This is a genomic window from Variovorax boronicumulans (genome assembly GCF_030812215.1).
GTDB classification, from domain to species: domain Bacteria; phylum Pseudomonadota; class Gammaproteobacteria; order Burkholderiales; family Burkholderiaceae_C; genus Variovorax; species Variovorax boronicumulans_C.
This window is the reverse complement of the sequence record NZ_JAUSSG010000002.1, coordinates 398,402-421,114: the sequence shown is the minus strand read 5'-3', so window position 1 is coordinate 421,114 and position 22,713 is coordinate 398,402. Positions and strand designations below refer to the sequence as shown.

The 22,713-nt window shown below is 65.8% G+C and carries 24 protein-coding genes and 1 riboswitch; of the genes, 6 read left to right on the top strand and 18 right to left on the bottom strand.

What is annotated here, in order from left to right:
- The first annotated feature begins 7 nt into the window (after positions 1–7).
- The gene (gene queG / locus J2W23_RS08260; protein ID WP_373423908.1) at positions 8–1,063 is read left to right on the top strand and encodes a tRNA epoxyqueuosine(34) reductase QueG; all 1,056 of its coding nucleotides are present in this window, start codon (positions 8–10) and stop codon (positions 1,061–1,063) included.
- Here queG and arsC read toward each other — a convergent pair.
- The 6 genes from arsC to J2W23_RS08230 all read right to left on the bottom strand — a co-directional run bounded on the left by arsC (position 1,060) and on the right by J2W23_RS08230 (position 7,316).
- Positions 1,060–1,440 carry an arsenate reductase (glutaredoxin) gene (gene arsC, locus J2W23_RS08255; RefSeq protein ID WP_307648357.1) on the bottom strand — a complete coding sequence of 127 codons (381 nt, stop codon included), beginning with the start codon at positions 1,438–1,440 and terminating at the stop codon, positions 1,060–1,062. The two genes, queG and arsC, sit on opposite strands and share 4 nt — an antisense overlap.
- Before the next feature lie 30 nt (positions 1,441–1,470).
- Positions 1,471–2,154, bottom strand: coding sequence for a glutathione S-transferase family protein (locus tag J2W23_RS08250; protein WP_307648356.1), 684 nt, complete (start codon positions 2,152–2,154; stop codon positions 1,471–1,473).
- 32 nt (positions 2,155–2,186) lie between these two features.
- Positions 2,187–2,699 (bottom strand): 6,7-dimethyl-8-ribityllumazine synthase, encoded by a 513-nt coding sequence (locus tag J2W23_RS08245; RefSeq protein WP_176656500.1) that lies wholly within the window; start codon positions 2,697–2,699, stop codon positions 2,187–2,189.
- 100 nt (positions 2,700–2,799) lie between these two features.
- A riboswitch (FMN riboswitch) is annotated at positions 2,800–2,963 on the bottom strand.
- Between the two features lie 98 nt (positions 2,964–3,061).
- Positions 3,062–5,248: a TonB-dependent siderophore receptor gene (locus J2W23_RS08240; RefSeq protein ID WP_307648355.1), complete on the bottom strand. Its 2,187-nt coding sequence runs from the start codon at positions 5,246–5,248 to the stop codon at positions 3,062–3,064.
- A gap of 315 nt (positions 5,249–5,563) precedes the next feature.
- Entirely contained in the window at positions 5,564–6,655 is a 1,092-nt protein-coding gene (locus J2W23_RS08235) for a DNA glycosylase AlkZ-like family protein (RefSeq protein ID WP_307648354.1), read from the bottom strand.
- 121 nt (positions 6,656–6,776) lie between these two features.
- Complete coding sequence (locus J2W23_RS08230; protein ID WP_307648353.1) at positions 6,777–7,316, bottom strand: winged helix-turn-helix transcriptional regulator; 540 nt, start codon at positions 7,314–7,316, stop codon at positions 6,777–6,779.
- 141 nt (positions 7,317–7,457) lie between these two features.
- Between J2W23_RS08230 and J2W23_RS08225 the strand changes: the two genes are divergently transcribed.
- Together J2W23_RS08225 and J2W23_RS08220 are read left to right on the top strand one after the other, a co-directional pair.
- The gene (locus J2W23_RS08225; RefSeq protein ID WP_307648352.1) at positions 7,458–7,850 is read left to right on the top strand and encodes a nuclear transport factor 2 family protein; all 393 of its coding nucleotides are present in this window, start codon (positions 7,458–7,460) and stop codon (positions 7,848–7,850) included.
- Between the two features lie 4 nt (positions 7,851–7,854).
- Positions 7,855–8,355: a DUF3237 domain-containing protein gene (locus J2W23_RS08220; RefSeq protein ID WP_176656504.1), complete on the top strand. Its 501-nt coding sequence runs from the start codon at positions 7,855–7,857 to the stop codon at positions 8,353–8,355.
- 18 nt (positions 8,356–8,373) lie between these two features.
- Here J2W23_RS08220 and J2W23_RS08215 read toward each other — a convergent pair whose 3' ends face one another.
- The 9 genes from J2W23_RS08215 to J2W23_RS08175 form a co-directional block, all read right to left on the bottom strand.
- A complete protein-coding gene (locus J2W23_RS08215) occupies positions 8,374–9,252 on the bottom strand; it encodes a sugar phosphate isomerase/epimerase family protein (protein WP_307648351.1) in 879 nt (292 codons plus the stop codon).
- Positions 9,253–9,260: 8 nt separating this feature from the next.
- Complete coding sequence (locus tag J2W23_RS08210; protein ID WP_307648350.1) at positions 9,261–10,448, bottom strand: dihydrodipicolinate synthase family protein; 1,188 nt, start codon at positions 10,446–10,448, stop codon at positions 9,261–9,263.
- A gap of 4 nt (positions 10,449–10,452) precedes the next feature.
- A complete protein-coding gene (locus tag J2W23_RS08205) occupies positions 10,453–11,616 on the bottom strand; it encodes a Gfo/Idh/MocA family protein (protein WP_206174280.1) in 1,164 nt (387 codons plus the stop codon).
- A gap of 32 nt (positions 11,617–11,648) precedes the next feature.
- Positions 11,649–13,079 carry an enolase C-terminal domain-like protein gene (locus tag J2W23_RS08200; RefSeq protein ID WP_307648349.1) on the bottom strand — a complete coding sequence of 477 codons (1,431 nt, stop codon included), beginning with the start codon at positions 13,077–13,079 and terminating at the stop codon, positions 11,649–11,651.
- A 9-nt stretch (positions 13,080–13,088) separates the two neighbouring features.
- The gene (locus J2W23_RS08195; protein WP_176656508.1) at positions 13,089–13,868 is read right to left on the bottom strand and encodes an ABC transporter ATP-binding protein; all 780 of its coding nucleotides are present in this window, start codon (positions 13,866–13,868) and stop codon (positions 13,089–13,091) included.
- Positions 13,869–13,911: 43 nt separating this feature from the next.
- Entirely contained in the window at positions 13,912–14,922 is a 1,011-nt protein-coding gene (locus tag J2W23_RS08190) for an ABC transporter substrate-binding protein (protein ID WP_307648348.1), read from the bottom strand.
- Positions 14,923–14,962: 40 nt separating this feature from the next.
- A complete protein-coding gene (locus J2W23_RS08185) occupies positions 14,963–15,736 on the bottom strand; it encodes an ABC transporter permease (protein WP_176656510.1) in 774 nt (257 codons plus the stop codon).
- Positions 15,737–15,773: 37 nt separating this feature from the next.
- Complete coding sequence (locus J2W23_RS08180; RefSeq protein WP_307648347.1) at positions 15,774–16,766, bottom strand: tripartite tricarboxylate transporter substrate binding protein; 993 nt, start codon at positions 16,764–16,766, stop codon at positions 15,774–15,776.
- Between the two features lie 147 nt (positions 16,767–16,913).
- Entirely contained in the window at positions 16,914–17,570 is a 657-nt protein-coding gene (locus tag J2W23_RS08175) for a TetR/AcrR family transcriptional regulator (RefSeq protein WP_206174270.1), read from the bottom strand.
- 93 nt (positions 17,571–17,663) lie between these two features.
- On the opposite strand from J2W23_RS08175, the gene J2W23_RS08170 reads away from it, so the two are divergent.
- The gene (locus tag J2W23_RS08170; RefSeq protein WP_307648346.1) at positions 17,664–19,388 is read left to right on the top strand and encodes a thiamine pyrophosphate-binding protein; all 1,725 of its coding nucleotides are present in this window, start codon (positions 17,664–17,666) and stop codon (positions 19,386–19,388) included.
- Here the strand turns inward: J2W23_RS08170 and J2W23_RS08165 are convergent.
- Positions 19,354–19,650 carry a hypothetical protein gene (locus J2W23_RS08165; RefSeq protein ID WP_176656513.1) on the bottom strand — a complete coding sequence of 99 codons (297 nt, stop codon included), beginning with the start codon at positions 19,648–19,650 and terminating at the stop codon, positions 19,354–19,356. The genes J2W23_RS08170 and J2W23_RS08165 overlap by 35 nt on opposite strands.
- A gap of 103 nt (positions 19,651–19,753) precedes the next feature.
- Between J2W23_RS08165 and J2W23_RS08160 the strand changes: the two genes are divergently transcribed.
- On the top strand, positions 19,754–20,533 hold the full coding sequence (locus J2W23_RS08160) for an AraC family transcriptional regulator (RefSeq protein WP_307648345.1): 780 nt from the start codon (positions 19,754–19,756) through the stop codon (positions 20,531–20,533).
- 39 nt (positions 20,534–20,572) lie between these two features.
- On the opposite strand, the gene J2W23_RS08155 is transcribed toward J2W23_RS08160, so the two are convergent.
- Together J2W23_RS08155 and J2W23_RS08150 are read right to left on the bottom strand one after the other, a co-directional pair.
- Complete coding sequence (locus J2W23_RS08155) at positions 20,573–21,013, bottom strand: SWIB/MDM2 domain-containing protein (protein WP_176656515.1); 441 nt, start codon at positions 21,011–21,013, stop codon at positions 20,573–20,575.
- Between the two features lie 155 nt (positions 21,014–21,168).
- Positions 21,169–22,092: a DMT family transporter gene (locus J2W23_RS08150; RefSeq protein WP_307648344.1), complete on the bottom strand. Its 924-nt coding sequence runs from the start codon at positions 22,090–22,092 to the stop codon at positions 21,169–21,171.
- Between the two features lie 35 nt (positions 22,093–22,127).
- On the opposite strand from J2W23_RS08150, the gene J2W23_RS08145 reads away from it, so the two are divergent.
- A complete protein-coding gene (locus J2W23_RS08145; RefSeq protein ID WP_307648343.1) occupies positions 22,128–22,541 on the top strand; it encodes a gamma-glutamylcyclotransferase family protein in 414 nt (137 codons plus the stop codon).
- Positions 22,542–22,713: the final 172 nt, after the last annotated feature.

The following is a 22,713-nucleotide window of genomic DNA, read 5'->3' as shown; positions in this document are numbered from 1 at the left end:
TGTTCGTATTCAGGCTTTGGCCCGGGAACTCGGATTCTCCCAAATCGGAATCGCGGGCGTCGATTTATCGAGCGCCGAGGACGGTCTGATGCAGTGGCTGGCCCATGGGTTCCATGGCGAAATGCAATACATGGAAACGCACGGCACACGCCGAGCGCGCCCCGCCGAGCTGGTGCCGGGCACCGTGAGCGTGATCACCGCGCGCATGGACTACCTGCCGCGCGATACGCCCCCCGACTGGCAGGCCATCGAGTTCGATCGCCTCGCGCGGCCCGGCGAGGCCATCGTGTCCGTCTATGCGCGGGGGCGCGACTATCACAAGGTGCTGCGCAATCGCCTCGCGAAACTGGCCGAGAAGATCGCCGAAGAGGTCGGTCCGTTCGGCCACCGTGCATTCACCGATTCGGCGCCCGTGCTCGAAGCCGAGCTTGCTTCGCGCAGCGGCCAGGGCTGGCGCGGCAAGCACACGCTGGTGCTGGACCGCGACGCGGGCTCGATGTTCTTTCTCGGCGAGATCTATGTGGACATGGCGCTGCCCGAGAGCGAGCCCGTTACCGCGCACTGCGGCAGCTGCAGCGCCTGCATCGACGTGTGCCCGACGCAGGCGATCGTCGCGCCGCGGCGGCTCGACGCGCGGCGCTGCATCTCGTACCTCACCATCGAGCATGGCGGGCCGATCCCGGAGGAACTGCGGCCGCTGATGGCCAACCGCATCTACGGCTGCGACGACTGCCAGCTGATCTGCCCCTGGAACAAGTTCGCGAAGAAAAGCGCATTGCCCGATTTCGACGCGCGCGAAGGCCTCACGGGGCGCACGCTGGCCGAGCTCTTCGCATGGACCGAAGACGACTTCCTTCGCCGTACCGAGGGCAGCCCGATACGCCGCATCGGGCACGAGCGGTGGTTGCGCAACATCGCGGTGGCGCTGGGCAACGCGGCGAGGACGGGCGAGGACGGCGCGAAGGAAGCGCTGGCAACGCGCGCCGCGCATTCGAGCGAACTCGTGCGCGAGCATGTCGCGTGGGGCCTGGCGCAGCAGGCCGCGGATCAACAACGGCTTTAAGCGGGGAGTATTTCCCGCACGCGCTCCCACGGCCGGCACATCAACGTGCCGCGGGGTGAGACGACGATCGGACGCTGCAGGAGGATCGGGTTCTCCACGATCGCATCGAACAACTGGTCGTCGCTCCACTTCGAGTCGGCGAGCTTCAGTTCTTCGTACGGCGCTTCCTTCGTGCGCAGCAGGTCGCGCGCGGTCATGCCCATGGCCTTGGCGAGTTCGCGCAGCTTCTTCTTCGAAGGCGGCGTTTCCAGGTACAGGACGATCGTCGGTTCGACGCCGCTTTCGCGGATCAAGCCCAGCACGTTGCGCGACGTGCTGCAGTTGGGCTTGTGATAGATCGTCATCGGGTAATCGGTGGTGGGGGTGCGTGCGGTCATGGCGTCGATTATCGGAAGCGCGGGTGTCAGTCAGTTCTTCTTGGCTTCCTCGTCCATCGAGAACGGAAAGCGCGCGGCCCAGAATTCGGCCAGCCTCGGATCGGCATCCACGAGCCGCACCACGCGTGCCATGCGGGGGGCCACGCGGTAGAAGCGCCGGCGCTGCGGCGTCCAGCGCGACAGCACCGTCACGTACAGGTCGAGCATGCTGATCTTCTCGCCGAGCAGGTAGGGCGCGGGCTCGTCGATCTGCGTGTCCATCAGGTGCCAGCATTGCGCAATGCGCTCTGCGCTGCGCTCGAGCATCACGGCCTGCGCCGCGGGATCGGGTGTGAGGCGCGTGGGCTCGTCGCGCACCCAGAAGAGCGAGTAGATGGCCGCCGGCAGGTAGACCATCCAGCGCAGGTAGCGCGCACGCAGCGGGTCGCCGGGCGCGGGGCAGAGCCCGGCTTCGGGGTAGCGGTCGCCGAGCCAGATGAGGATGGCTGCGCTCTCGGTCATTACCTCGCCCGAGGGCAGCACCAGCGCGGGCACTTGCCGCATCGGGTTGACCTTGGACATGCGCTCGCGCTCGGCGTCGCTCTCCCAGGTGGCGACGTCGACGGTCTCGACCTGCGCGCCGATCAGCGTCAGCGCCGCATGGACCGGCGTGGCACCCGAGCCGGGCGCGCCGTAGAGGATGTAGCGGTCTTCGGAAGCGGGTGAAGAAGCCATCCGCGCAGATTACTGCGGACGCCCCTCCGTTGTCACGCAGCCAGTGCCGCGTCCACCTTCTTCAGCGCTTCGAGCGTCTTGAAGCAGGCCTCGGCCACTTCAGTGCCCTTGATCGCGAAATGGCGATGGAAGTACTTGCGGTGCTCCACATGCTCGTGGAAGTGGTGCGGCGTGAGCACGGCCGAGAAGATCGGCACGTCGGTCTCCAGCTGCAGCGACATCAGCGTGCTGACCACCGTGTTCGCGACGAACTCATGGCGGTAGATGCCGCCGTCGACCACCAGCGCGCAGCCGATGATGGCCGCGTACTTGCCCGAGTTGGCCAGGCGCTTGGCGTGCAGCGGAATCTCGAAGGCGCCCGGCACGTCGAAGATGTCGATGAGCTCGCGCGCCACGCCCAGGCGCGCCATCTCTTCGAGAAAGGCGTCGCGTGCCTGGTGGACGATGTCGGAATGCCACTGCGCCTCGACGAAAGCGATGCGCTCGCCGCGTGACGAATTCGACGCGGTGATGGCGGAGAGGGGAAGGTCGTTGATCTGACTCATGGTGTGCCTCTGAAAAGCAGGTTTCCTGAATCAGGGCGCACGAAACCGCAAAGCTCGCCGCGCGCTCATGCATGGCAGAACGCGCGGGCGTGCCCGCATTTCGCGCTCTCTTTCATCCGGACTGTGACCGTCGGCTTCGGAATCGCACCGAAATCTGCTGACCCCGCCGCCTGCTTGCGCAGGCCTTGGGCGCTCGCGGGCTTGTGCAACCTTTCGGTCGCCATCACCGCCGGTGGGGAATTGCACCCCGCCCTGAGAACGCTTGCCGCCCGGCGAACCGGACAACGGCGCGATTCTAGAAGCCCCCTTTGGCATGGGGTTGTCGCCCGCGCGCCAGACCTTCCGGCGCGCGGGGATTTTCTTCAGAAGCGATACGTCGCGTTCGCAGTCACGGTACGGCGCTGGCCGTAGAAGCAGTCGCCGCGCGCGAGGCAGGTGGTGATCTGCACCTTGTCCGCGAGGTTGGCCACGTTGAGCGACAGGCGCAGCGGGCCGTTGTCCCACGCGAACATCGCATCGAGCAAGGTGGCTGAAGGCGTGCGGATGCCGTCCATGCCATCCCACGATTCGCCCAGGTAGCGGATGCCGCCGCCGACAGTGAAGCCCGGCACGCCGCCGATGGAGAAGCGCCGCGTCACCCAGGCCGAGGCCGTGTGCTTGGGCACGCCCGAGATGCGCTTGCCTAGGTCCGAGCCGTTGCTGCGCGAGACGCGCGCGTCGGTGTAGGCGTAGGAGGCGATCCAGTCCCAGTCGCGCGCGATGCTGCCCTTGTATTCGAGCTCCAGTCCCTTCACGTGCACCTCGCCCATCTGCACGCTGTTGCGCGGATTGGCCGGGTCGGTGGTCTTGCGGTTGGTGTCGCGCAGGTCATACACCGCAGCCATGAACGAGGTGCGTTGGCCCACGGGTTCCCACTTCACGCCCGCTTCCCATTGCTTGCCGCGCTGCGGCTTGAAGGGCGTGTTGTTCAGGTCGACGCCGCCCAGCGGCAGGAACGATTCGGCATAGCTCAGGTACGGTGCCCAGCCGCCGTCGGCCAGGTACACGAGGCCCGCGCGCTTGGTGGTCGCCCTGTCGTCGACGGTGGGGGTGGGGCTGCCTTCGGTGCTGGTGGTGGCCTTGTCGTGACGCAGGCCCAGGAGGCCGATCCAGCGGCCGTACTTCACCTGGTCCTGCAGGTAGAGGCCGGCCTGTTTTTGCACCACCTCGGGCGCACGCGTGAGGCTGGTCGGAGGTGTGTAGTTGCCGTAGACAGGTGCATAGATATCGATTGCGCCGGCGCGCCCGCGCCCCGAGAGCTTGGAGGTCGTGTTGCGCTGGAAGTCGGCGCCGACCAGCAGCGTATGCTCGACCGCGCCTGTCTTGAAATGCGCCTCGGCCTGGTTGTCTATGAGCAGCATCTTGCCGCCGTTGATGTCGATGCTCAGGTCGCGCTCGATGGTGCGCGCATCGGCATTGAAGACGGGGCGCGCGGGCCGGCCGGTCGCGCGGTTGGCCGCGAAGCTGGTGTACGAGGTGTAGTAGTCGACCTTGGTCTCGGTCGAGCGCAGGTTCTGGCGGAAAGTCCAGGTGTCGTTCAGGCGGTGGCTGAAGAGATAGCCCAGCGAGGTGTTGCGCGAATTGAAGCGATCGAACCCCGGCTCGCCGGCGAAGGCCGAGGTCGGGATCTGTCCGTAGAGCGAAGGCAGCAGCGTGCCCTGCCACGGGAAAAAGCCGATCAGCGAGCCGCTCTTGTCCTTCTGGTAGAGCGCCTGCAGCGTGAGCGAGGTGTCGGCGCTCGGGCGCCAGGTGAGCGAGGGTGCGATGACGATGCGGTCGTCGGGAACGTGGTCGACCTGCGTGGCGCTGTCGCGGTTGACGGTCACGAGGCGATACATCCACTTGCTCTCGGGGTCGAGCGAACCGGTGAAATCGGCCGCGATCTGCTTTCGGTTGAAGCTGCCGTACTGCAGTTGCACCTCGCGTTGCGTCTCGGCCTGCGGCCGCTTCGACACGAGGTTCAGCACGCCGCCGACACCTCCCTGGCCGTACAGCACCGACGACGGGCCGCGCAGCAGCTCGACGCGTTCGAGCGTGTAGGGGTCGGGTTTGGTGCTGTTGTAGGTGCCATACGTGCGTTGCAGGCCGTCGAGGTACTGGATCGCGTCGCCGCCGCGCACCTTGAACGAGTCACCACGGCTGTCGAAGTAGCTCGACACCACGCCGGCCGTGTAGTTGGTGACTTCGCGCAGCGTGAGCGCGCCCTGGGCCTCGATCTGGTCGCGCGTGATGACAGAGATGGCCTGCGGCGTCTCGATCAACGGGGTGTCGGTCTTGGTGGCGGTGGCGCCGCGCTTGGCGACGAAGCCACTCACCGGGCCGGTCGCGCTTTCCTCGGCGTCGCTCGTGACGGTCACGGTGGGCAGGGCCTTGCCGCGCTCCGCGGCTTCGTCCCTTTCCTCTGCATAGGCGGGGGCTGTCGCACCCAATGCCACGGCAGCAGCGGCGATGGCGATGCGGCGGTGGCGATGTGCATGGCGCGGTTTCTGGCGGTTCTTCGAATGGGTCATGTGCAGCTTCTCCGGTGTCTTGCTGTCAAGCGATGGGGAGTGGCTGCGGCACGCGGCGGGGCGTGCCATGGCTTCTCGGGTCAGTGTGTGGAAATACGAGCGCAGCCGGCCGCGCGCCCATGGCAGGCGACCGGCTGGTGTTGTCTGTGTGTTCTGGCGTCGCAGGGGTGGCAACCGACGGTTTCGACAGCGACATGGCGTCGGTCCGGGGCGGTTGCCGTCTCCGTTCCTTCGGAGACAGCTGGCAGGCCCTTGTCGGGCGGCTGGCTGAGGAGCGAAATTATAGAAGCGGCTTTTGGGGGAAACCCAAGCGGATCAACGGCCCGAGAGGAAGAGCGTCATGCGATGCAGCTCTTCGTCGAGGCCCGTGCGAAACGCCGCATCGCGCGGCTTCTTTCCGGCGTAGCCGAAGGCGGGTTGCAGCCGGCCTGCGGGGGCGCTCACGTTGGCCCAGCCGATCACGCGGTCATGCCACAGCAGCGGCAGCGCGTAGTAGCCGAACTGGCGCTTGGGCGCGGGCGTGTAGGCCTCGAACTTGTACGTCCAGCCCCACAGCAGCTCGAAGCGGCGGCGGTCCCACACGACTGGATCGAAGGGCGCGAGCAGGCGCACCGCATCGTCGGGCACATGGCGCTTCGAGGCCGGGGTCTCGTCGGCGGGCCAGTACCAGGTCGTGCCGTCGATGCGGCAGCTCGCGAGTTCTTCGCGCGCGAGAAGCAGCGCCGCCCGCGTCTGCGCCGCGAGATGCGGTGCGCCGTAGCCGAGGAGGCGCACGAGATAGGTGAGGCTCGCTGCGGGCAGCGGCGCGTACTTGCGCACGATCAACTCGATGAGCGCAGCGGCGCGTTGCGCGCGGCCGGCGGGACTGTCGTCGGCGGGCATGTGCGTCACGGCTTCATAGACGCGCGTGCCGCTGTCGCGCCGCACCACGCGCAGCATGCCGCGGTAGTGCATGCCGTCGAGCAGGTGCGTGGTCGCGTTGCTCGAACCGCCCCAGTAGTTCTGGATGCGGCCGTGCGCGAAGTGCTGCTCGACCTGGCGCGGATGCACCGGGCCGTGCTCGCGCACATAGGCCAGCACGTCGGCCGCCTTGCGTCGCGTGTCGGCGTTCCAGGCTTGCTTGGCTTCGCGCGGATGCATGAGCGCCAGGTGCTCGCGCGGAAGGAACCCGTAGTTGACGAGACAGTCTTCCTCGATGGCAAGGCGCGCGTAGCGGCTTTCGAGATCGCCCGCGCGGTAGTCCTTCACGCGGTGGCGGAGCGTCAGGTCTTGCGCGCGCGCCGGTGCGCGGATCGGGTCGGCCTGCACGAAGCCGAGCTGGCGGATCGCGCCGGGCAACGTCGTCGGCCTGAAGAGGGTGCGCGCCACCGCGTAGCGGCGCAGGTCGTCGAGGGTCGGGTCAGCCATGGGGCGAATTGCAGCACAAGCGGCTGCAGTTCGCCCAAGCCCAAGCGCACGCCCAAGCCTGTCTGCCGTGCGGTGCCAATCTCGGCGAGGTGGTGCTGGAGGTGCGAGCGAACGCCAGCCGCTACGCCCGATTAGCCTTGAACGCACCCAGCCGCGCTTGTCGCTCGGCATCGAACGACCCACTCAGCTTCGCGGAAAGCTCCTCCCTGCGCATTTCCTTTCCACACGACTGGCAGGTGGGGCCCAATCCAGGGTCCTGCCCGCATGGGATGTGGATGTACTGAATGGCGACTTCCTCGTGCTCGGACTTGCACCATCTTTCGCCCCAGGCGCGCAGCGCGAGGAACACCGGATGGAAGGAGATCCCCATCTCTGTGAGGTGGTACTCATGCCGTGGGGGTCTCTCGCTGTAGAGCCGGCGCTCGATCAGCCCTTCCGATTCGAGCTTCTTGAGGCGGCTCGCCACCATCTGCGGCGTGGCTTGCGTCTGCACCTGGATCTCCTCGAAGCGACGATTTCCAAGGAACAGCTCCCGAAGCACCAGCACGGTCCAACGGTCGCCAACAATGTCTTGCGCGCGCGCAATCGGACAAAGGGTCGCGCTGGAATGTGCGTCCGTCGACGCGTGCGCCGTGGATGAATACTTGGGCATCTTGGTCATTCCGGGCATCATACCGCTTGTCACTATGAAAATCATAGGTATAGTCGGCAGCGTTCGCGAGGCGGCTTGCAACCCTCCTCGCGCACCGCGGAATCGATAGGACTTCCGCGAATGCAATCGCACCACATCGAAAGGCTTCTCATGTCTGAACCTGTCAATCTGGATCTCGCCGCCATCGCCGATCGCTATGCCGCGGCATGGCTTTCCCACGATCCCCAAGCCATCGTCGCGCTGCACGCCCCGGACTCGACCTTCCAGGCGCACGGCCGTGGCACTGAGGCGCGGGGCCATGCCGCGTTGCTGCAGGAGTTCGCGGGCGTCTTCGAGCGCTATCCCGACTTCGGCGTGGAGACCCGGCGCCTGCTGCTGGGCGACCGGCACTGGACGCTCGACTGGACCTTGACCTTTCAGCCTCCAGGCAAGGAGCGCCGCGGGTTCCATGCACTCGACGTGGTCGAGGTGGATGGCGCCGGACTTGTCACGCGGAAGGACACGTTCTTCGACTACGCGGAAGTCAAGGCTGCCTTGAGCTGACCCCATGAGCGCAATCCTCGACAAGCAAGCACTCTTCGAGCAGCCGCTGCTCGAAGCCATGCCGGTCCGGCATCTTTGCGATCTGCGGGTCGATCTCGAGACGCCGATCGTCGTCCCCACGCCGCGAGGCACGCTGGTGCCCTACATCGGAAAAGGCGGCCGGCTCGATGGCCCGAAGCTGCGCGGCGAGTTCCTGCCGGGCAGCGTCGACTGGGTCGCGATCGGTGCAGACGGCATCAGCCGGCTCGATATCCGCGGAGCGATGCGCACCCATGACGGCGCGCTCGTTTACTTCGAAAGCAAAGGCGTTGCGAAACTTCCGGCGGACGGCAGAGCGCGTTTGGCCAAGGGAGAGCGCCTTGCGTTCAGCGAGACCTACTTGAGAACCACACCCAAGCTCGAGACGTCGGACGAGCGCTACGCGTGGTTGAACGGCCTCGTGCTCATCGGCTACAACGAACTGTCGGCAGGGCGGATCGACTTCCGCATCTATCAGGTTCTTTGAAGCCGATGGGCCAGGCGTCTACACCGCGTTGCGATGCCGCTCGATGCAGACATCGAGCGTCTCGGCCCCGGGCCGCCGCCACCAATCGAGGTTCGAGAAGATCTCGACCTCGCTGAAACCCGCGAAGCCCGCGTCTTCGACCCAACCGCGGATCTTCTTCAACTCGACCACGCCGTCGCCCATCATCCCGCGGTCGCTCAGCAGGTCGCGCGTGGGCGTGAGCCAGTCGCAGACGTGGTATGCCAGCACGCGCTCGCGGCCGGCGCGGGCGATCTGCTGCTGCAGCTTCGGGTCCCACCAGACGTGATAGATGTCCAGCGCCACGCCGAGCATGCCGCTCTTGCCTGCGTCGAGTTCGTCGCAGAGATCGAGTGCGTGTTCCAGCGTGTTGATGCAGGCGCGGTCGGCGGCCTGCATCGGGTGCAGCGGTTCGATGGCGAGCGGCATGCCGACCTTGCGGGCGTATTCGAGCGACGCGGCGATGCCGTCGCGCACTTCGCTGCGCGCGCGGGCGATGTCCTTGTACGCAGGCTTGCCTTCGAGCGCACCGGGGAGGGCGCCGACCACCAGCACGAGGCAGGGTGCGTCGAGCGTCTTCGCCTCGTCGATGGCGCGGCGGTTGTCGTCGAGCGCAGCCTTCAGGCCTGCCGCATCGGGCGCGGGGAAGAACCCGCCGCGGCAGTAGCCCGACAGGCCGACGCCGTGCGCCTTCAGCTGCCGGGCCACCTTGTCGAGACCGACGGCAGCGACCTGGTCGCGCCAGGGGCTGATCGCGCGGATACCGCGCTCGGCGCACTGGTCGATGATGCGGTCCAGCGGCACCTCGGCGCCCGACTGCTTGCGCACCGTCGCGGTGTTGATCGAGAGCCAGTCGTGGTTCTGCGAGAAATCGCGCATGGGTTCGCTCAACCTTCCACGCCGTGCAGGGCCAGCAGCGTCTTCATGCGTCGAACTGCCAGCTCCGGTTGCTCCAGCAGGTTCGCCGCATCGGCCAGGCGGAACAGCTCCGCGAAGTGCGGCAGCGAGCGCGTGCTCTGCTGGCCACCGACCATCGTGAAGTGCTTCTGGTGACCGTTGAGCCAGGCCATGAACACCACGCCGGTCTTGTAGAAGCGCGTGGGCGCCGCGAAGATGTGGCGCGACAGCGGCACCGTAGGGCCGAGGATGGCGTGGAACTTCTCGGTGTTGCCTTGCGCCAGTGCGCCCAGTGCGGCACTCGCCGCGGGCGCAATCGCGTCGAAGATGCCGAGCAGCGCATCGCTCTTGCCGTGCGTCGGTTCATCCCCGAAGCCGTCGCCGGCGATAAGCTCGGCGTAGTTGAAGTCGTCCCCCGTGTACATGCGAACGCCCTTGGGCAGGCGGCGCCGCATCGCGATTTCCTTGTCCTTGTCAAGCAGGGAAATCTTGATGCCATCGACCTTGTCCGGGTGCGCCGCGATGATGCCCACGGCGGTGTCCATCGCCGCATCGACGTCCTTCGTGCCCCAGTAGCCCACGAGCGCCGGGTCGAACATGTCGCCCAGCCAGTGCAGCACCACGGGTTGTTTGGCCTGGCTCAGGATGCGGTCGTACACGCGCTCGTAGTCGGCGGGGCTCTTCGCCACGCGGGCGAGTGCGCGGCTCGCCATCACGATCAGCTTGCCGCCGAGCGCTTCGATGGCGGCCATCTGCTCTTCGTAGCCGCGGATCACATCGTCGACGCTCTTCACGTCGTCGATGTTCAGGTGGTCGGTGCCGCAGCCCGAGGCGACCAGCGCGCCCGGCACGTCCTTGGCGGCATCGAGCGAGCGGCGGATCAGTTCGAGCGAAGTGGGCCAATCGAGGCCCATGCCGCGCTGTGCGGTGTCCATGGCCTCGGCCACGCCCAGGCCCAGCGAGAACAGGTGGCGGCGGTAGGCGATGGTGGTGTCCCAGTCGACGGCTGCTTGCAGCCACGGGTCGACAGCCGCGAGCGGGTCGGCCACGACGTGTGCGGCCGAGTAGGCGATGCGGTTGAACTTCACGCCCGCATCGGGCTTGACGGGCGTGGTGCCGCGCAGGGCGTAAGGCGCGAGCGCGCCGTTCGCGGTGGGGAGAGTCAGCGAGAGGGTCATGGCTTCAGACTTTCAGCGCGGGCACGTCGACCCAGCGGCGGTCCTTCCACGATTCGAGCGCGGCCTCGACCAGCTGCACGCCCTTGGCGCCTTCGGGCAGCGTCCACTTGTAGGGCTCGTTCTCCACCACATGGCGAATGAAGTGCTCCCACTGGATCTTGAAGCCGTTGTCGTAGACCTGCGAATCAGGAATCTCCTGCCACTGGTCGAAGAAATTCATCATCTGCTTCTCGTCCGGGTTCCACACCGGACGAGGCGTGGCCACGCGCGACTGGGCGCGGCAACTCGACAGGCCCGCGACGGCCGAGCCGTCGGTGCCGTCCACGTGGAAGGTCACGAGGTCGTCGCGGCGCACGCGCGTGACCCAGCTCATGTTGATCTGCGCGATCACCGGCTCGCCGTTGTGGCCCGTGAGTTCGCAGGTGGCGTAGGCCGCGTCGTCGGCTGTGGCTTCGTACGGCTTGCCGGCTTCGTCCCAGCGCTTGGGGATGTGCGTCGCGCCGATGCACGAGACCGACTTCACTTCGCCGAACAGGTTGTCCAGCACATAGCGCCAGTGGCACATCATGTCCAGGATCATGCCGCCGCCGTCTTCCTTGCGGTAGTTCCAGCTCGGGCGCTGGATGGGCTGCAGGTCGCCCTCGAACACCCAGTAGCCGAACTCCAGGCGCACGCTGAGCATGCGGCCGAAGAAGCCGGCGCGGCGCAGCATGTCGAGCTTGCGCAGGCCCGGGAGAAAGAGCTTGTCCTGCACAGCGCCGTGCTTCAGGCCCGAGCCTTCGGCCAGGCGAGCGATTTCGACGGCTTCGTTCAGGTTGGTCGCAATCGGCTTCTCGCAATACACATGCTTGCCGGCGCGGATGGCCTTGGCCAGCAGCGTGGGGCGCATCTGCGTGGTGCCGGCGTCGAAGAAGATGGTGTCGTCCTTGTTCTCCAGCGCCTTGTCGAGGTCGGTGCCCCAGCGCGCGATGTTGTGGGCCTTGGCGAGCGCTTCCATCTTCTCGGCATTGCGGCCGATGAGGATCGGGTCGGGCATCACCTTGTCGCCGTTCGACAGCGTGACGCCGCCTTGCGCGCGGATCGCGCAGATCGAGCGGATCAGGTGCTGGTTCATGCCCATGCGGCCGGTGACGCCGTGCATGATGATTCCGAGACGTTGGGTTGCCATCGTTTTCTTCCTTGGGATGCGAGAGGGGGGCTTCAGTAGACGGAACGCATGGCGTCCCACGAGATGCCGGCGCCGGGCTTGCCTGTGGCGAAGCCGGGCGCGGCGGCGAGCGACGACAGGTCGAGCTGTCCGCCGCGGATCGCGAGGCGCGTGGCGCCGTCGCTGGTTTCGTAGAGGCCGGGGTGCAGCTTCAACAGGGCTTGCTGTTCGGCCTCGGGCACGGCCGCGAGGCCGTTGACGTAGTGGTGGCCGTTGCGCTCGACGTGCGAGAGCCCGAGCCAGCCGACGAGCGCGAGGTCTTGTTGCACGCCGATGCCGGCCTGCATGGTGAGGTCTTCGCCGGAGAGGAAATAGCGTCCGCCGCCATCGATCGCGTTCCAGTGCGCGCAGCGTGCCGCGTTGACGACCGACTTGTAGAAGCCCTTGCAGCTCTTGCTCGAGACGCCCGTGTAGCCGAGTGCGCGGGCCTGCACGAAGGCATCGAGCGTGGCGTCGGATTCGTCGATCAGCAGCGGGATGCGTTTGCCGAGCGCGGATACATCGCGCTGCAGGGCGGCGTCGCGGCGGATCGGCTGTTCGACGAAGACGGTCTTCTGCGCGAGCTTCCACAGCACGGGCGTCGAGAGCATGCGGTCGAGGAAGACCGCGAAGTCGTCCGCATCGGCGTACTGTTCGTTCCCGTCGAGCGTCACGAGCTGCGCGTGGCCATCGATCACGCGGGCGATGCGCTGGAGCCGGTCGATGTCCTGCGCGGTGTTGCCGCAGAGCTTGAGCTTGAAGTGGGTGAGGCCGTAGCGTGTCACCGCTGCGGCAAGCGTGGTGGGCAGGCCGTCGGCCGGCGCATCCGGCAGCGCGTCGCTGTCGTCGATGGCATCGGCCAGGCCGACCGTGTGGCGCGCCGCGATGCTCGCGCGCGGCGATTGGCTGGCCAGGAAGGCAGGCATGTCGAAGCCCGCGAGATCGTCGGCGAGGCCGCTGCCTGCGATGTCGATGCCGCAGAGGTTGGCACTCATCGCCGTCGCGAAGCTCGTGCCGGTGTGCAGGCACAGCGCGTCCATCACGGCACGGTCGATCAGCGCGGGGCCGTAGCTTGCCACCAGCGCCTGCAGGCCCTTTGCTTTCGCGCGGGCCTGCAGTCCGGCGTAGTTCGAGGCGAAGTGTGTCCACGCGGTGTGCGCATCGTCTTCCGCGACATACGCGTCACGCGCATCGCGCAGCGCGAAGCGCAGCTGCTCGAAGTTCTGCTCGTTGTTGAGAGCCGGGTTCTTGTCGAACCACTTGGGCACCATCATCTCGGCCGCGCAGCCTTCGGCGGTGCCACCGTTCTCGAAGCGGATACGGGCTCGCACGTACACCTGCGGGCATGCGGTGACGGTGGCGGCGCCGAAGCGGAACGGCAGCCTGAGCGCCACGTCGCGCTCGGCGAAGCGGATCTCTTCGATGTGAAAGCGGGGCGCGTCCATGGCAGGCGTTCAGTGGTCCAGGATGCCCTGCGAGAAGAAATGCGCGCGCACCAGCTTCGTGTACTGGCCGAACTCGGGCGAGGCCATCATGTCGAGCGTGCGGGGGCGCGGCAGGTCGATGTCGTACACGGCGGCGATCGAGCCGGGGCGTTCGCTCATCACGATCACGCGGTCCGACAGGAAGATCGCTTCGGGGATGCTGTGGGTGATGAGCATCACGGTCTTCTTCGAGGCCATCCAGATGCGCTGCAGTTCCAGGTTCATCTTCTCGCGCGTCATCGCGTCGAGCGCGCCGAAGGGCTCGTCCATGAGCAGCACCGAGGGGTCGTGCAGCAGCGCGCGGCAGATCGAGGCGCGTTGCTGCATGCCCCCGGAAAGCTGCCACGGGTACTTGCCTTCGAAGCCCTTGAGGCCGGCCATCTCCATGAGCTCGCGCGCCCGCGCTTGCGAAGCGGCCTTGGGCAGGTGGCGCATTTCGGCCTGCAGCAGGATGTTGTCTTCCACGCTGCGCCAGGGCAGCAGCACCGCGCTTTGGAACACGATGCCCACGTCCTTCTGCGGCCCTTTGATGGGCTTGCCGGCCAGCGTGAGTTCGCCGCCGCTGATGGGCAGCAGGCCCGCGACCATCTTGAGCAGCGTGCTCTTGCCGCAGCCCGAGGGGCCGACGACGGAGACGAATTCGCCTTCCTGGATGGCGAAGTCCAGCGGCTTGAGCGATTCGACCGGGCCGTCCTTGCTTTGGTACGTTTTCGAGACGCCGCGCGCTTCGATCAGGTTGACTTGGGACATGGAGTGCGTGAGAGGTGGCAAACAGCGAGCGCGCAGAAGGGGATCAGTTCGGCAGGAAATCGAGCGTCACGTAGTCTTCAGGCTTGCCGCGCGTTGACGGGTCCATGCCGCCGTACTGCACCAGCAGGTCGAGCGAGTCGTTCACGTTCTTCATCGCCACGCGGAACGGGCGCTGGTTCGCCGTTTCCTTCGTGTGATAGAGCGCCACGCTCTGCTTCATGCCCACGATCAGCGTGTCGCGCACGCCGGCCTTCGGGTTGGCCTTGAGCATGGCGTCGACCGCGGCCTCGGGGCTCTTTTCGGCGGCTTCGGCGGCCTTGGTGGAGGCGCGCATGAAACGCTTCACCAGGTCGGGGTTCTCGGTCAGCAGGTTCTTGTTGGTGATGATCCCGGAGCTGATCTGGTTCACGCCCGAGTCGGCAAAGCGGATCGGCGTCACGGGCTTGCCGGTGGCGTCCTGCAGCTTGATGGCCTGGTCCATCACGTAGCCCAGGAGCAGGTCGGCCTGGCCGTTGGTCACCGCATTGAGCTTGGTCTGGCCGTCGCCCGAGACGATCTTCACCTGGTCGGGCTTGATGTCGTTCACCTTGAGGAAGAGCGGCCACATCTGCGACATCGAGTCACCGGGCGTCACCGCCACGGTCTTGCCGATGATGTCCTTGGGCGTCTTGATGTTCTTCTCGCTGAAGCCCATGACCGACATCGGGCTCACCTGGAACAGCACGCCGGTCGACTTGAGCGGTGCGCCCTTGGCGGCTGCCTTGATCATCGTGGTGACGTCGATGTAGCCGAAGGTCGCCGACTTGGCGGCCACCGCCTGGGCGGTGACGGCGGAGCCGCGGCCTTCCTGGATGTCGAGGTCGATGCCTTCCTCGGCATAGAAGCCTTTCTCCTTGCCGAGGAAGAAGGGCGCGTGCTCGCTGTAGAGGTACCAGTTGAGCATCAGCGTGACCTTGTCCTTGGGCTTGTCCGCCTGGGCATGGGCGGGTGCGATGGCAAAGGTTGCGAGGGCCGTGACGGCGACGGCAAGCATCGAGGGAAGCAGTTTCTTCATGGCGTTGTCTCCGGGAGTTTTATGGATATGACGAAGGAACTCAGTGCGCGTGGCGCTGCGATGCGTGCCACGGAATCATCACGCGCTCGACCAGGTCGACGGCGACGAAAAGGATCACGCCGATGCTCGACAGCACGACGAGCGCGGCGAACATCAGGGGCAGATCGAAGTTGCCGTTGGCCACCTGCAGCACATAGCCGATGCCCGAGTTGGAGCCGACGAACTCGCCGACCACCGCGCCGACGACGGCCAGGGTGACCGAGACCTTCAGGCCGCTGAAGATCGCGGGCAGCGCCTGCGGAAGGCTGATCTTGAAGAAGGTCTGCAGGCGGCTCGCGCCCATCGAACGGGCAAGGTCCAGCATGTCGGGCTCCACCGACTTGAAGCCCATCACCGTGGACACCACCACCGGGAAGAAACCCAGCAGGAAGGCGCTGATCACCTTGGGCAGGATGCCGAAGCCGAACCACACCACGAACAGCGGCGCGATCGCCACCTTCGGGATGCTCTGCGAGAACACCAGCAGCGGGTACACATAAGACTCGACCAGCCGCGAGTAGGCGATGACCATCGCGATCGGAATGCCGATGACGATCGTGAGGCCGAAGCCGCCGAGCGTGGCGAGCGTGGTCTTCCAGCTTTCGCTGAGCAGGCGCGGCCACTCGGCCACGAGCTGCTTGACCACCTCCCACGGCGGCGGGATCAGGTACGCCGGAATCTTGAAGAGCCGGATCACGAGGTCCCACAGCACCAGCAGCAACAGGATCAGGAGGAACGGGCGCAGGGCCGGGGAGAGCAGGAGCTTGCGGAGCATGGAGGCGACTCGGATCTTTCTCGGCGCAGGCGTGCGTTTACTGCTGGACCTGCAGGCCCGCGGCCTTCACGAGTTGCGCGTTGCTCGCGATCTCTTCCTTGATGTAGGCGTCGAACTGCTCGGGCTTGAGCGTCCACGCGTCGGCGCCCAGCTTGAGGAAGCGCTCCTTCACCTCGGGCGTGGCCAGCGCCTTCGCCACCTCGTCGTGCAGGCGGTTGACGATGTCGCGCGGCGTCTTGGCGGGCGCCATCATCCCGATCCAGAAGTTGAATTCGGAGCCGGGCACGCCGGCCTCGGTGGTGGTGGGCACATCGGGCAGGGCGGCCGCGCGCTTGGGCGAACCGACGGCGAGTGCGAGCAGCTGGCCTTCCTTGATCTGGCCGATCACCGGGGCGATGGGCGAGAAGTAATAGTCGACGCGGCCCGAGAGCACTTCGGTGACCGCTTCGCCCGATCCCTTGAACGGGATGTTGGTGGCATCGATCTTCGCGGCCATCTTGAATTTCTCGGCGTTCAGGTGTGTGGCGCTTCCTTGGCCGGCCGAAGCGAAGTTCATGCTGCCGGGCTTGGCGCGCGCGGCGGCCAGGAGCTGCGGCAGCGTCTTGATGTTCTTCGCGGGCGAAATGACCAGCGCATTGGGCAGCGACGAGATCGGCGTGACGCCGGCGAAGTCGCCCACCGTGTCGAACGGCAGCTTGGCGAAGGTCGAGGGGCTCACCGTGTGCGACGACGAATGGATCATGACCGTGTAGCCGTCCGGCGCGGCCGTGGCCACGGCCTGCTGGCCGATGGTGCCGCTCGCGCCGCCGCGGTTGTCGATGACCAGCGTCTGGCCCATGCTCTGGCTCATCTTGTCGGCGATGGCGCGGGCAATGATGTCGGTGGTGCTGCCGGCCGCGAAGGGAACGATCACGCGGATCGGCTTGGTCGGGTAGCCGTTCTGCGCTGCCGCCAGGCCCGGCATCAGCGCGGCAAGGCCGGTGAGCGCAGCGAATGCGGTGGTGGCGGTGGTGCGTGCGAGTCGCTTCATGGTTGTCTGTCTCCGCGCGGTCGTGCCGCTGTCTTGAATCGGTTCAATTCACCAATAAGTGAATTAACGATTGTAGAAACGGCTGCGCCGCAGCGTCAACCGACGCTGCCTAGTGAATACCCGCAGGAGTTCTGTAAACGCCCGCGCTCAGCGCAGGACGTAGCCCAGGACCAGGTCGGTCATGTGCGAGAGGCGTTGCGCCATCGCCTTGGGCGCACGCAGGTCACGGCCGAAGATGGCCGAGAGCGTGTGGTTGTTCGAGAGGTAGAAGTAGCAGAGAGACGCGATCGAGATATACAGCTGCACTGGGTCCACGCCCGCATGGAACAGGTTCTCGCGGCGGCCGCGCTCGAGCACGGTGTCGAGCAACTGCACCAGTGGCGAATTCATTTCCTGGATGCGCTCGGAGCGCTTCAGGTGCGCCGCGCGGTGCAGGTTCTCGCTGTTGAGCAGCGTGATGAACTCGGGGTGCTCCAGGTAGTAGTGCCAGGTGAACGACACGAGCTGGCGGATCGCCTCGACCGGCTCGATTTCGTCCAGATGCAGTCGCTGCTCGGCTTCGCGGATGTCGGCGTAGGTGCGCTCGAGCACCGCGAGGAAGAGGTCGTCCTTGCTGCCGAAGTAGTAGTAGATGAGGCGTTTATTGAGGCCCGCGCGCGTCGCGATGCTGTCCATGCGCGCGCCGGCCAGGCCCAGCTGCGAGAACTCCTCGCGCGCCGCGGCGAGGATGGCGAGCTGCGAGCGGTCGGCATCGCGCGAGCGCGGTTCGAGCGTCTCGGTCGGGGAATCCTTCGGTGCCTTCATGGCGCGAATTTAACCATTTGGGGAATTAACGCAAGGCATGAGGAGCAGACGCACATAATTGCCGGAGACATTGCAGCTGAGGTTCGACTTCTCATGAGTACATCACAACCCGCAGGCCACCTGATCGTCGAGTGCCTGATTGCGCAGGGCATGGAGATCGCATTCGGCGTGCCGGGGGAAAGCTTTCTCGCGGTGCTCGACGGCTTTCATGCGTATGGCGACCGCGCACGTTTCATCGTGAACCGGCAGGAGGGCGGCGCAGCCTTCATGGCCGAGGCCCACGGCAAGCTGACAGGACGGCCAGGTGTGTGCTTCGTCACCCGCGGGCCGGGTGCCACCAACGCATCGATCGGCGTGCACAACGCCTTCCAGGATTCGACGCCGATGGTGCTGTTCGTGGGTGACGTCGGCAGCGACTTCCGCGACCGCGAGGCCTTCCAGGAGGTGGACTACGGCAGCTTCTTCGGGCCGAGCACGAAGGGGTTCGCCAAGCGCGTGGAGCGTATCGACGATGCGAACCGCATTCCGGAATATGTGGCGCGCGCCTTCGCCACGGCGATGAATGGGCGGCCGGGGCCGGTGGTGCTGGTGCTGCCAGAGGACATGCTGCGTACCGAAACCGCGTCAAGGCCTTTGCCACGCGTGGAGGCGGTGCAGCCTTGGAGCGACCCGGGTGCGCTGCGGACCTTGCGCCAACTGCTGCTGAAGTCCGAGCGGCCGCTGGTGATCGCTGGCGGCGGCGGCTGGACGACGCAGGCCGCGCAGGCGCTGCAGCGCTTTGCCGAGAACTGGCGCTTGCCGGTGGCCAACGCCTTCCGCTATCAGGACACTTTTGACAATCACCATCCGCTGTATGCGGGCGATGTCGGCATCGCCATCAACCCCAAGCTCGCGCAGCGCGTGAAGGATGCGGACCTGATCCTCGCGATCGGTCCGCGGCTGGGGGAGATGACGACCGGCGGCTATACGCTGCTCGAAGCGCCGAAGGCACAGCAGACGCTGGTGCATATCCATGCGAGCGCGGAAGAGCTCAACCGCGTCTACCAGGCGGACCTGGCGATCAACGCCGGCATGAACGCCGCGGCGCGCAGCCTCGAGGTGCTGAGCGCCCCACCGACCTTGCCGTGGGAAGAATGGACCGAACAGGCGCATGCGGATTACGAAGCCAACCTCGTGCCGCAGGCCCTGGCCGGCATGCCGGCCGAAACGCCGCGCGGCCCGGTCGACATGGCCGCGGTCGTCGCGCTGCTGCAGAAGCACCTGCCGCCGGATGCGGCCATCACCAATGGCGCTGGCAACTTCGCGAGCTGGGTGCATCGCTACTTCCGCTATCACGGGCTCGCCAAGGGCCACAAGACGCAGCTGGCACCGACCAGCGGGGCGATGGGCTACGGCGTGCCGGCCGGCATTGCCGCGAACCTGGCGACGGGGCGCGTGGCCTTCACGATCGCGGGCGACGGCGATTTCCTGATGACGGGGCAGGAGCTGGCGACGGCCGCGCAGCATGGCGGCAAGAGCATCGTCGTGCTGCTCAACAACGGGATGTTCGGCACGATCCGCATGCACCAGGAGCGCGAGTATCCCGAGCGCACCAGCGGGACCGCGCTGCGCAACCCCGATTTCTGCGGTCTTGCCCGCGCCTATGGCTATGCAGCCGAGCGGGTGACCGAAACCGGGCAGTTCGAAGCCGCGTTGCTGCGCGCGCTGGCGGCCGAGACCGGCACGCTGATCGAAATCCCGCTGGACCCCGAGGTGATCACCACGCGCGGGACGCTGGCGTCGATCAGGCGTGCGGCGCAGCAGCCGGCGCGGAGCTGATGAGCGCCGCGCGATGACGGGCCACCTCGTCGCGCAGCGCGGGCGAGCGCAACTCGAACACGTCGAAGAGGCCCAGTGCCTCGAGGGCAGGGAGCAGCGCGATCAGGTCGCGTTCGGCGGCCTGCTTCGCGTCCGCGCTGGCGTTCGGGTCCTGCAGCAACTGGGCGTTGACGAGGAAGGCGCCGACCGATCCCTTGCGCAGTTGAAGTCCGTTTCTGATGACGAAATCCTGGCCGTCGGGCAATACATCCTGGGCTTGCATGAGCGTTCCTTTGAAGGCGTTGTGAAGATGGACTCGATGCTAGGCAGCAGGGCGCTTCGCGGCTTGCGGCGCGGGGCCAATCGATACCTCCGGCGGGCCAGGCATGGCGGCTGAGGCGCCGGTCAGGCTCTGGATCAACGCCTACGAGGCGCCGCGCGTCACGGGCTATCACGCGCACGAGACGGGGCAGTTGTTCGCTTTGCGCGAGGGACTGCAAGTCATCGAGACACCTTCAGGGCGCTGGGTGCAGCCGCCGGGTTGGATCGGTTGGATCGCGCCGCGCTGCGCGCATGCGGCGCAGAGCTTCGGCGCCACCGCTGGCTGGCATCTACACATTGACCCGTCGATGTCGGCCGGCTTGCCCGACGGCCCGCATGTGTTCGCGGCGACGCCGCTGATGCAGTTGCTGGTCGACCGGCTGACGTCGCTCGGTGCATCGTCGACGGTCTTCGAGGAACGTCGTGTGCGGCTTGTCGCTGTGCTGCTCGACGAGCTTGTCGCGAGCGCGAGACCATCGCTCCATCTGCCGATGCCGCAGGACAAGCGCCTCGCGGTGATGGCCACCGCGTTGGCGAACGATCCCGCGATGCCCGACACCATCGACCAGTGGGCCGATCGCATCGGCATGGCGCGCAGGACGCTCACGCGCCGCTTTATTGTCGAGACCGGATTGAGCTTCGCACAGTGGCGGCAGCAGTCGCGCTTGCTGAAGGCCATCGAATTGCTGAGCCTTGGCGAGTCCGTCACGGCTGTGGCGTTGACGGTGGGCTACAGCTCGGTGAGTGCGTTCATCGAAACCTTTCGCAGGAACTTCGGCTGCACGCCGGCGCGTTTCTTCGAGGAGGGAATGGCCTTGCCGCAGGCGAAAAAAAAGCCGGCGTGAGCCGGCTTTTTGATTCAGGAGCGCGAGGCCCCCGAGCGCTTACTTGACGTGCTTGCCAATCAGCGCGGCCAGTTCGAACATCGACACTTGGGCCTTGCCGAAGATTTCCTTCAGCTTGGCGTCGGCGTTGATGTTGCGCTTGTTGGCCTTGTCTTGAAGGTTGTTCTTCTTGATGTAGTCCCACAGCTTGCTCACGACAGCGGTGCGCGGCAGAGGCGTCGAACCGACCACAGCGGCGAGTGCCGGGCTGGGGGTCAGGGCCTTCATGAACGCAGCGTTGGGGGTGCGCTTCTTGGCGGGAGCGGCCTTCTTTGCAGGAGCCTTCTTCGCCGGTGCAGCCTTCTTCGCAGGAGCAGCCTTCTTTGCGGGAGCGGCCTTCTTCGCCGGTGCAGCCTTCTTTGCAGGAGCCGCAGCCTTCTTTGCGGGAGCGGCCTTCTTTGCCGGAGCTTTCTTGGCCGGAGCCTTCTTTGCAGTTGCCATGGTTGATTTCCTTTTTTGGTTGAACATTCACCAATGAAAAACTTGCGTCTCCAGTGGCAATGCGGATGCTAAAGGAGAAAAAACGCGTTTCCAAGGGAAAAAACGGTTTTTTCATTGGGAGTTGTTGTTTTTTCAGAGGAGAGAAGCCTCGTTTTTCACGTTCGGCGCCCAGGCCAGGTCGCGAGCACCACGCCTGCGAGTGCAAGCGCGAATGCAATCAGCTGCGGCCCGGAGAGGTTTTCGCCGAGCACGAGGACGCCCACGAGGGCTGCGCTGACGGGCAGCAGCACCGCAAAAACACCGGCCTGCGCAGCGGGAACATGGCGCAGGCCCGTCATCCAGAGCCACACCGTCCAGATACTCGCGGCGAGCGCGTAGGCCACGAGCAAGACCCAGATGCCGCCACGCACTGCGCCAAAATCGAACGACAGCGCGAACCAGATGCCCAGGGGCGTCGAGAGCACGAAGCCCCAGAGGTTGATGAGCGACGCGATGCGCTTGGGTCCGACCCGCCCGGTGAGCGACTTGCCGATCACCACATACGCGGCCTCGCAGAGCACCGCGCAGAACACCAGCAGGTTGCCGAGCCACGGCATCGATGAATTGGCAGGGTCGGGCGAAGCCGAAGCATGCGCAGGGCTGAGCGCCAGCAGGCCGATGCCGAATGCAGCGCACGCGATGGCCAGGCCGATGCGCACCGTGATGCGCTCGCGCAGAAAGAGCCAGCTCGCCAAGGCAACGATCGCGGGGATCGACGCCATGATCACGCCCGCCGACACCGCGCTCGTCATGCTCACGCCGAAGAGCATGCAGATCGAGAACAGGAAGTTGCCGAGAAATGATTCGAGGAAAACGAGCCCACGGGTGCGCGCTGTCATCGGCGGTTCGTCCGCACCACGCTTGAGCCAGTGGGGCATCGCCAGCGCGGCGATGCCGAAACGCAGCCATGCAAGGAGCAACACCGGGAAGGCAGCAACGAGGGGTTTGGAGAGGGCGACGTAGGCGCCAACGAGCGACATGCTCAGGGCGAGGCAGCCGTAGGCCACGAGACGGCCGGATGCGGGGACAGCGGAGTTCAATAGACTGAAGCTTTGTTGTTGCGGAGAGCGGATCGATGATGCCCCACGTTTTTGTCTACGGCACGTTGCGCCGGGATGGACGCAACGACATCGCGCGCTATCGGCCTTCGCCCGTGTTCGTCGGCGAGGCTCGCATTGCCGGGACGCTGTACGACCTCGGCGCTTATCCGGGCATCGTTCTCGGCGGCGCCGGGCGGGTAAAGGGAGAGATCTATCGCGTGGACCCCGCAGTCGAGGCGGCGCTCGATTTGCTGGAAGAAGTGGCCGAGGACGATTCAGGCGAATACATCAAGCGCAGGGTGCGCGTGGCGGTTGGCGCGCAGTGGCTCGATTGCTTGGTTTATGAGATCCAGCCTTCGCGGATCGAGGGGCGTGCGGTGATCGGCGGCGGCGATTGGATTGCACATGCAGCGCAGAAATCGCGGGCGTTTTCACCACCGAAAGATTGATTTCGTATTGCGGAAGACAAGACTGCTGCGGCGCAATATTTTTTCTCGATATGAGAAAAATAATTTCGTATTGAGGGATATCTCTGTAAGTCGTTGATTTTGTTGATCGAAAAATATGTCTTCTATAAGACATAAGAGTCCGTGATCCGATTACAGTTGATCCCAAGGCCAA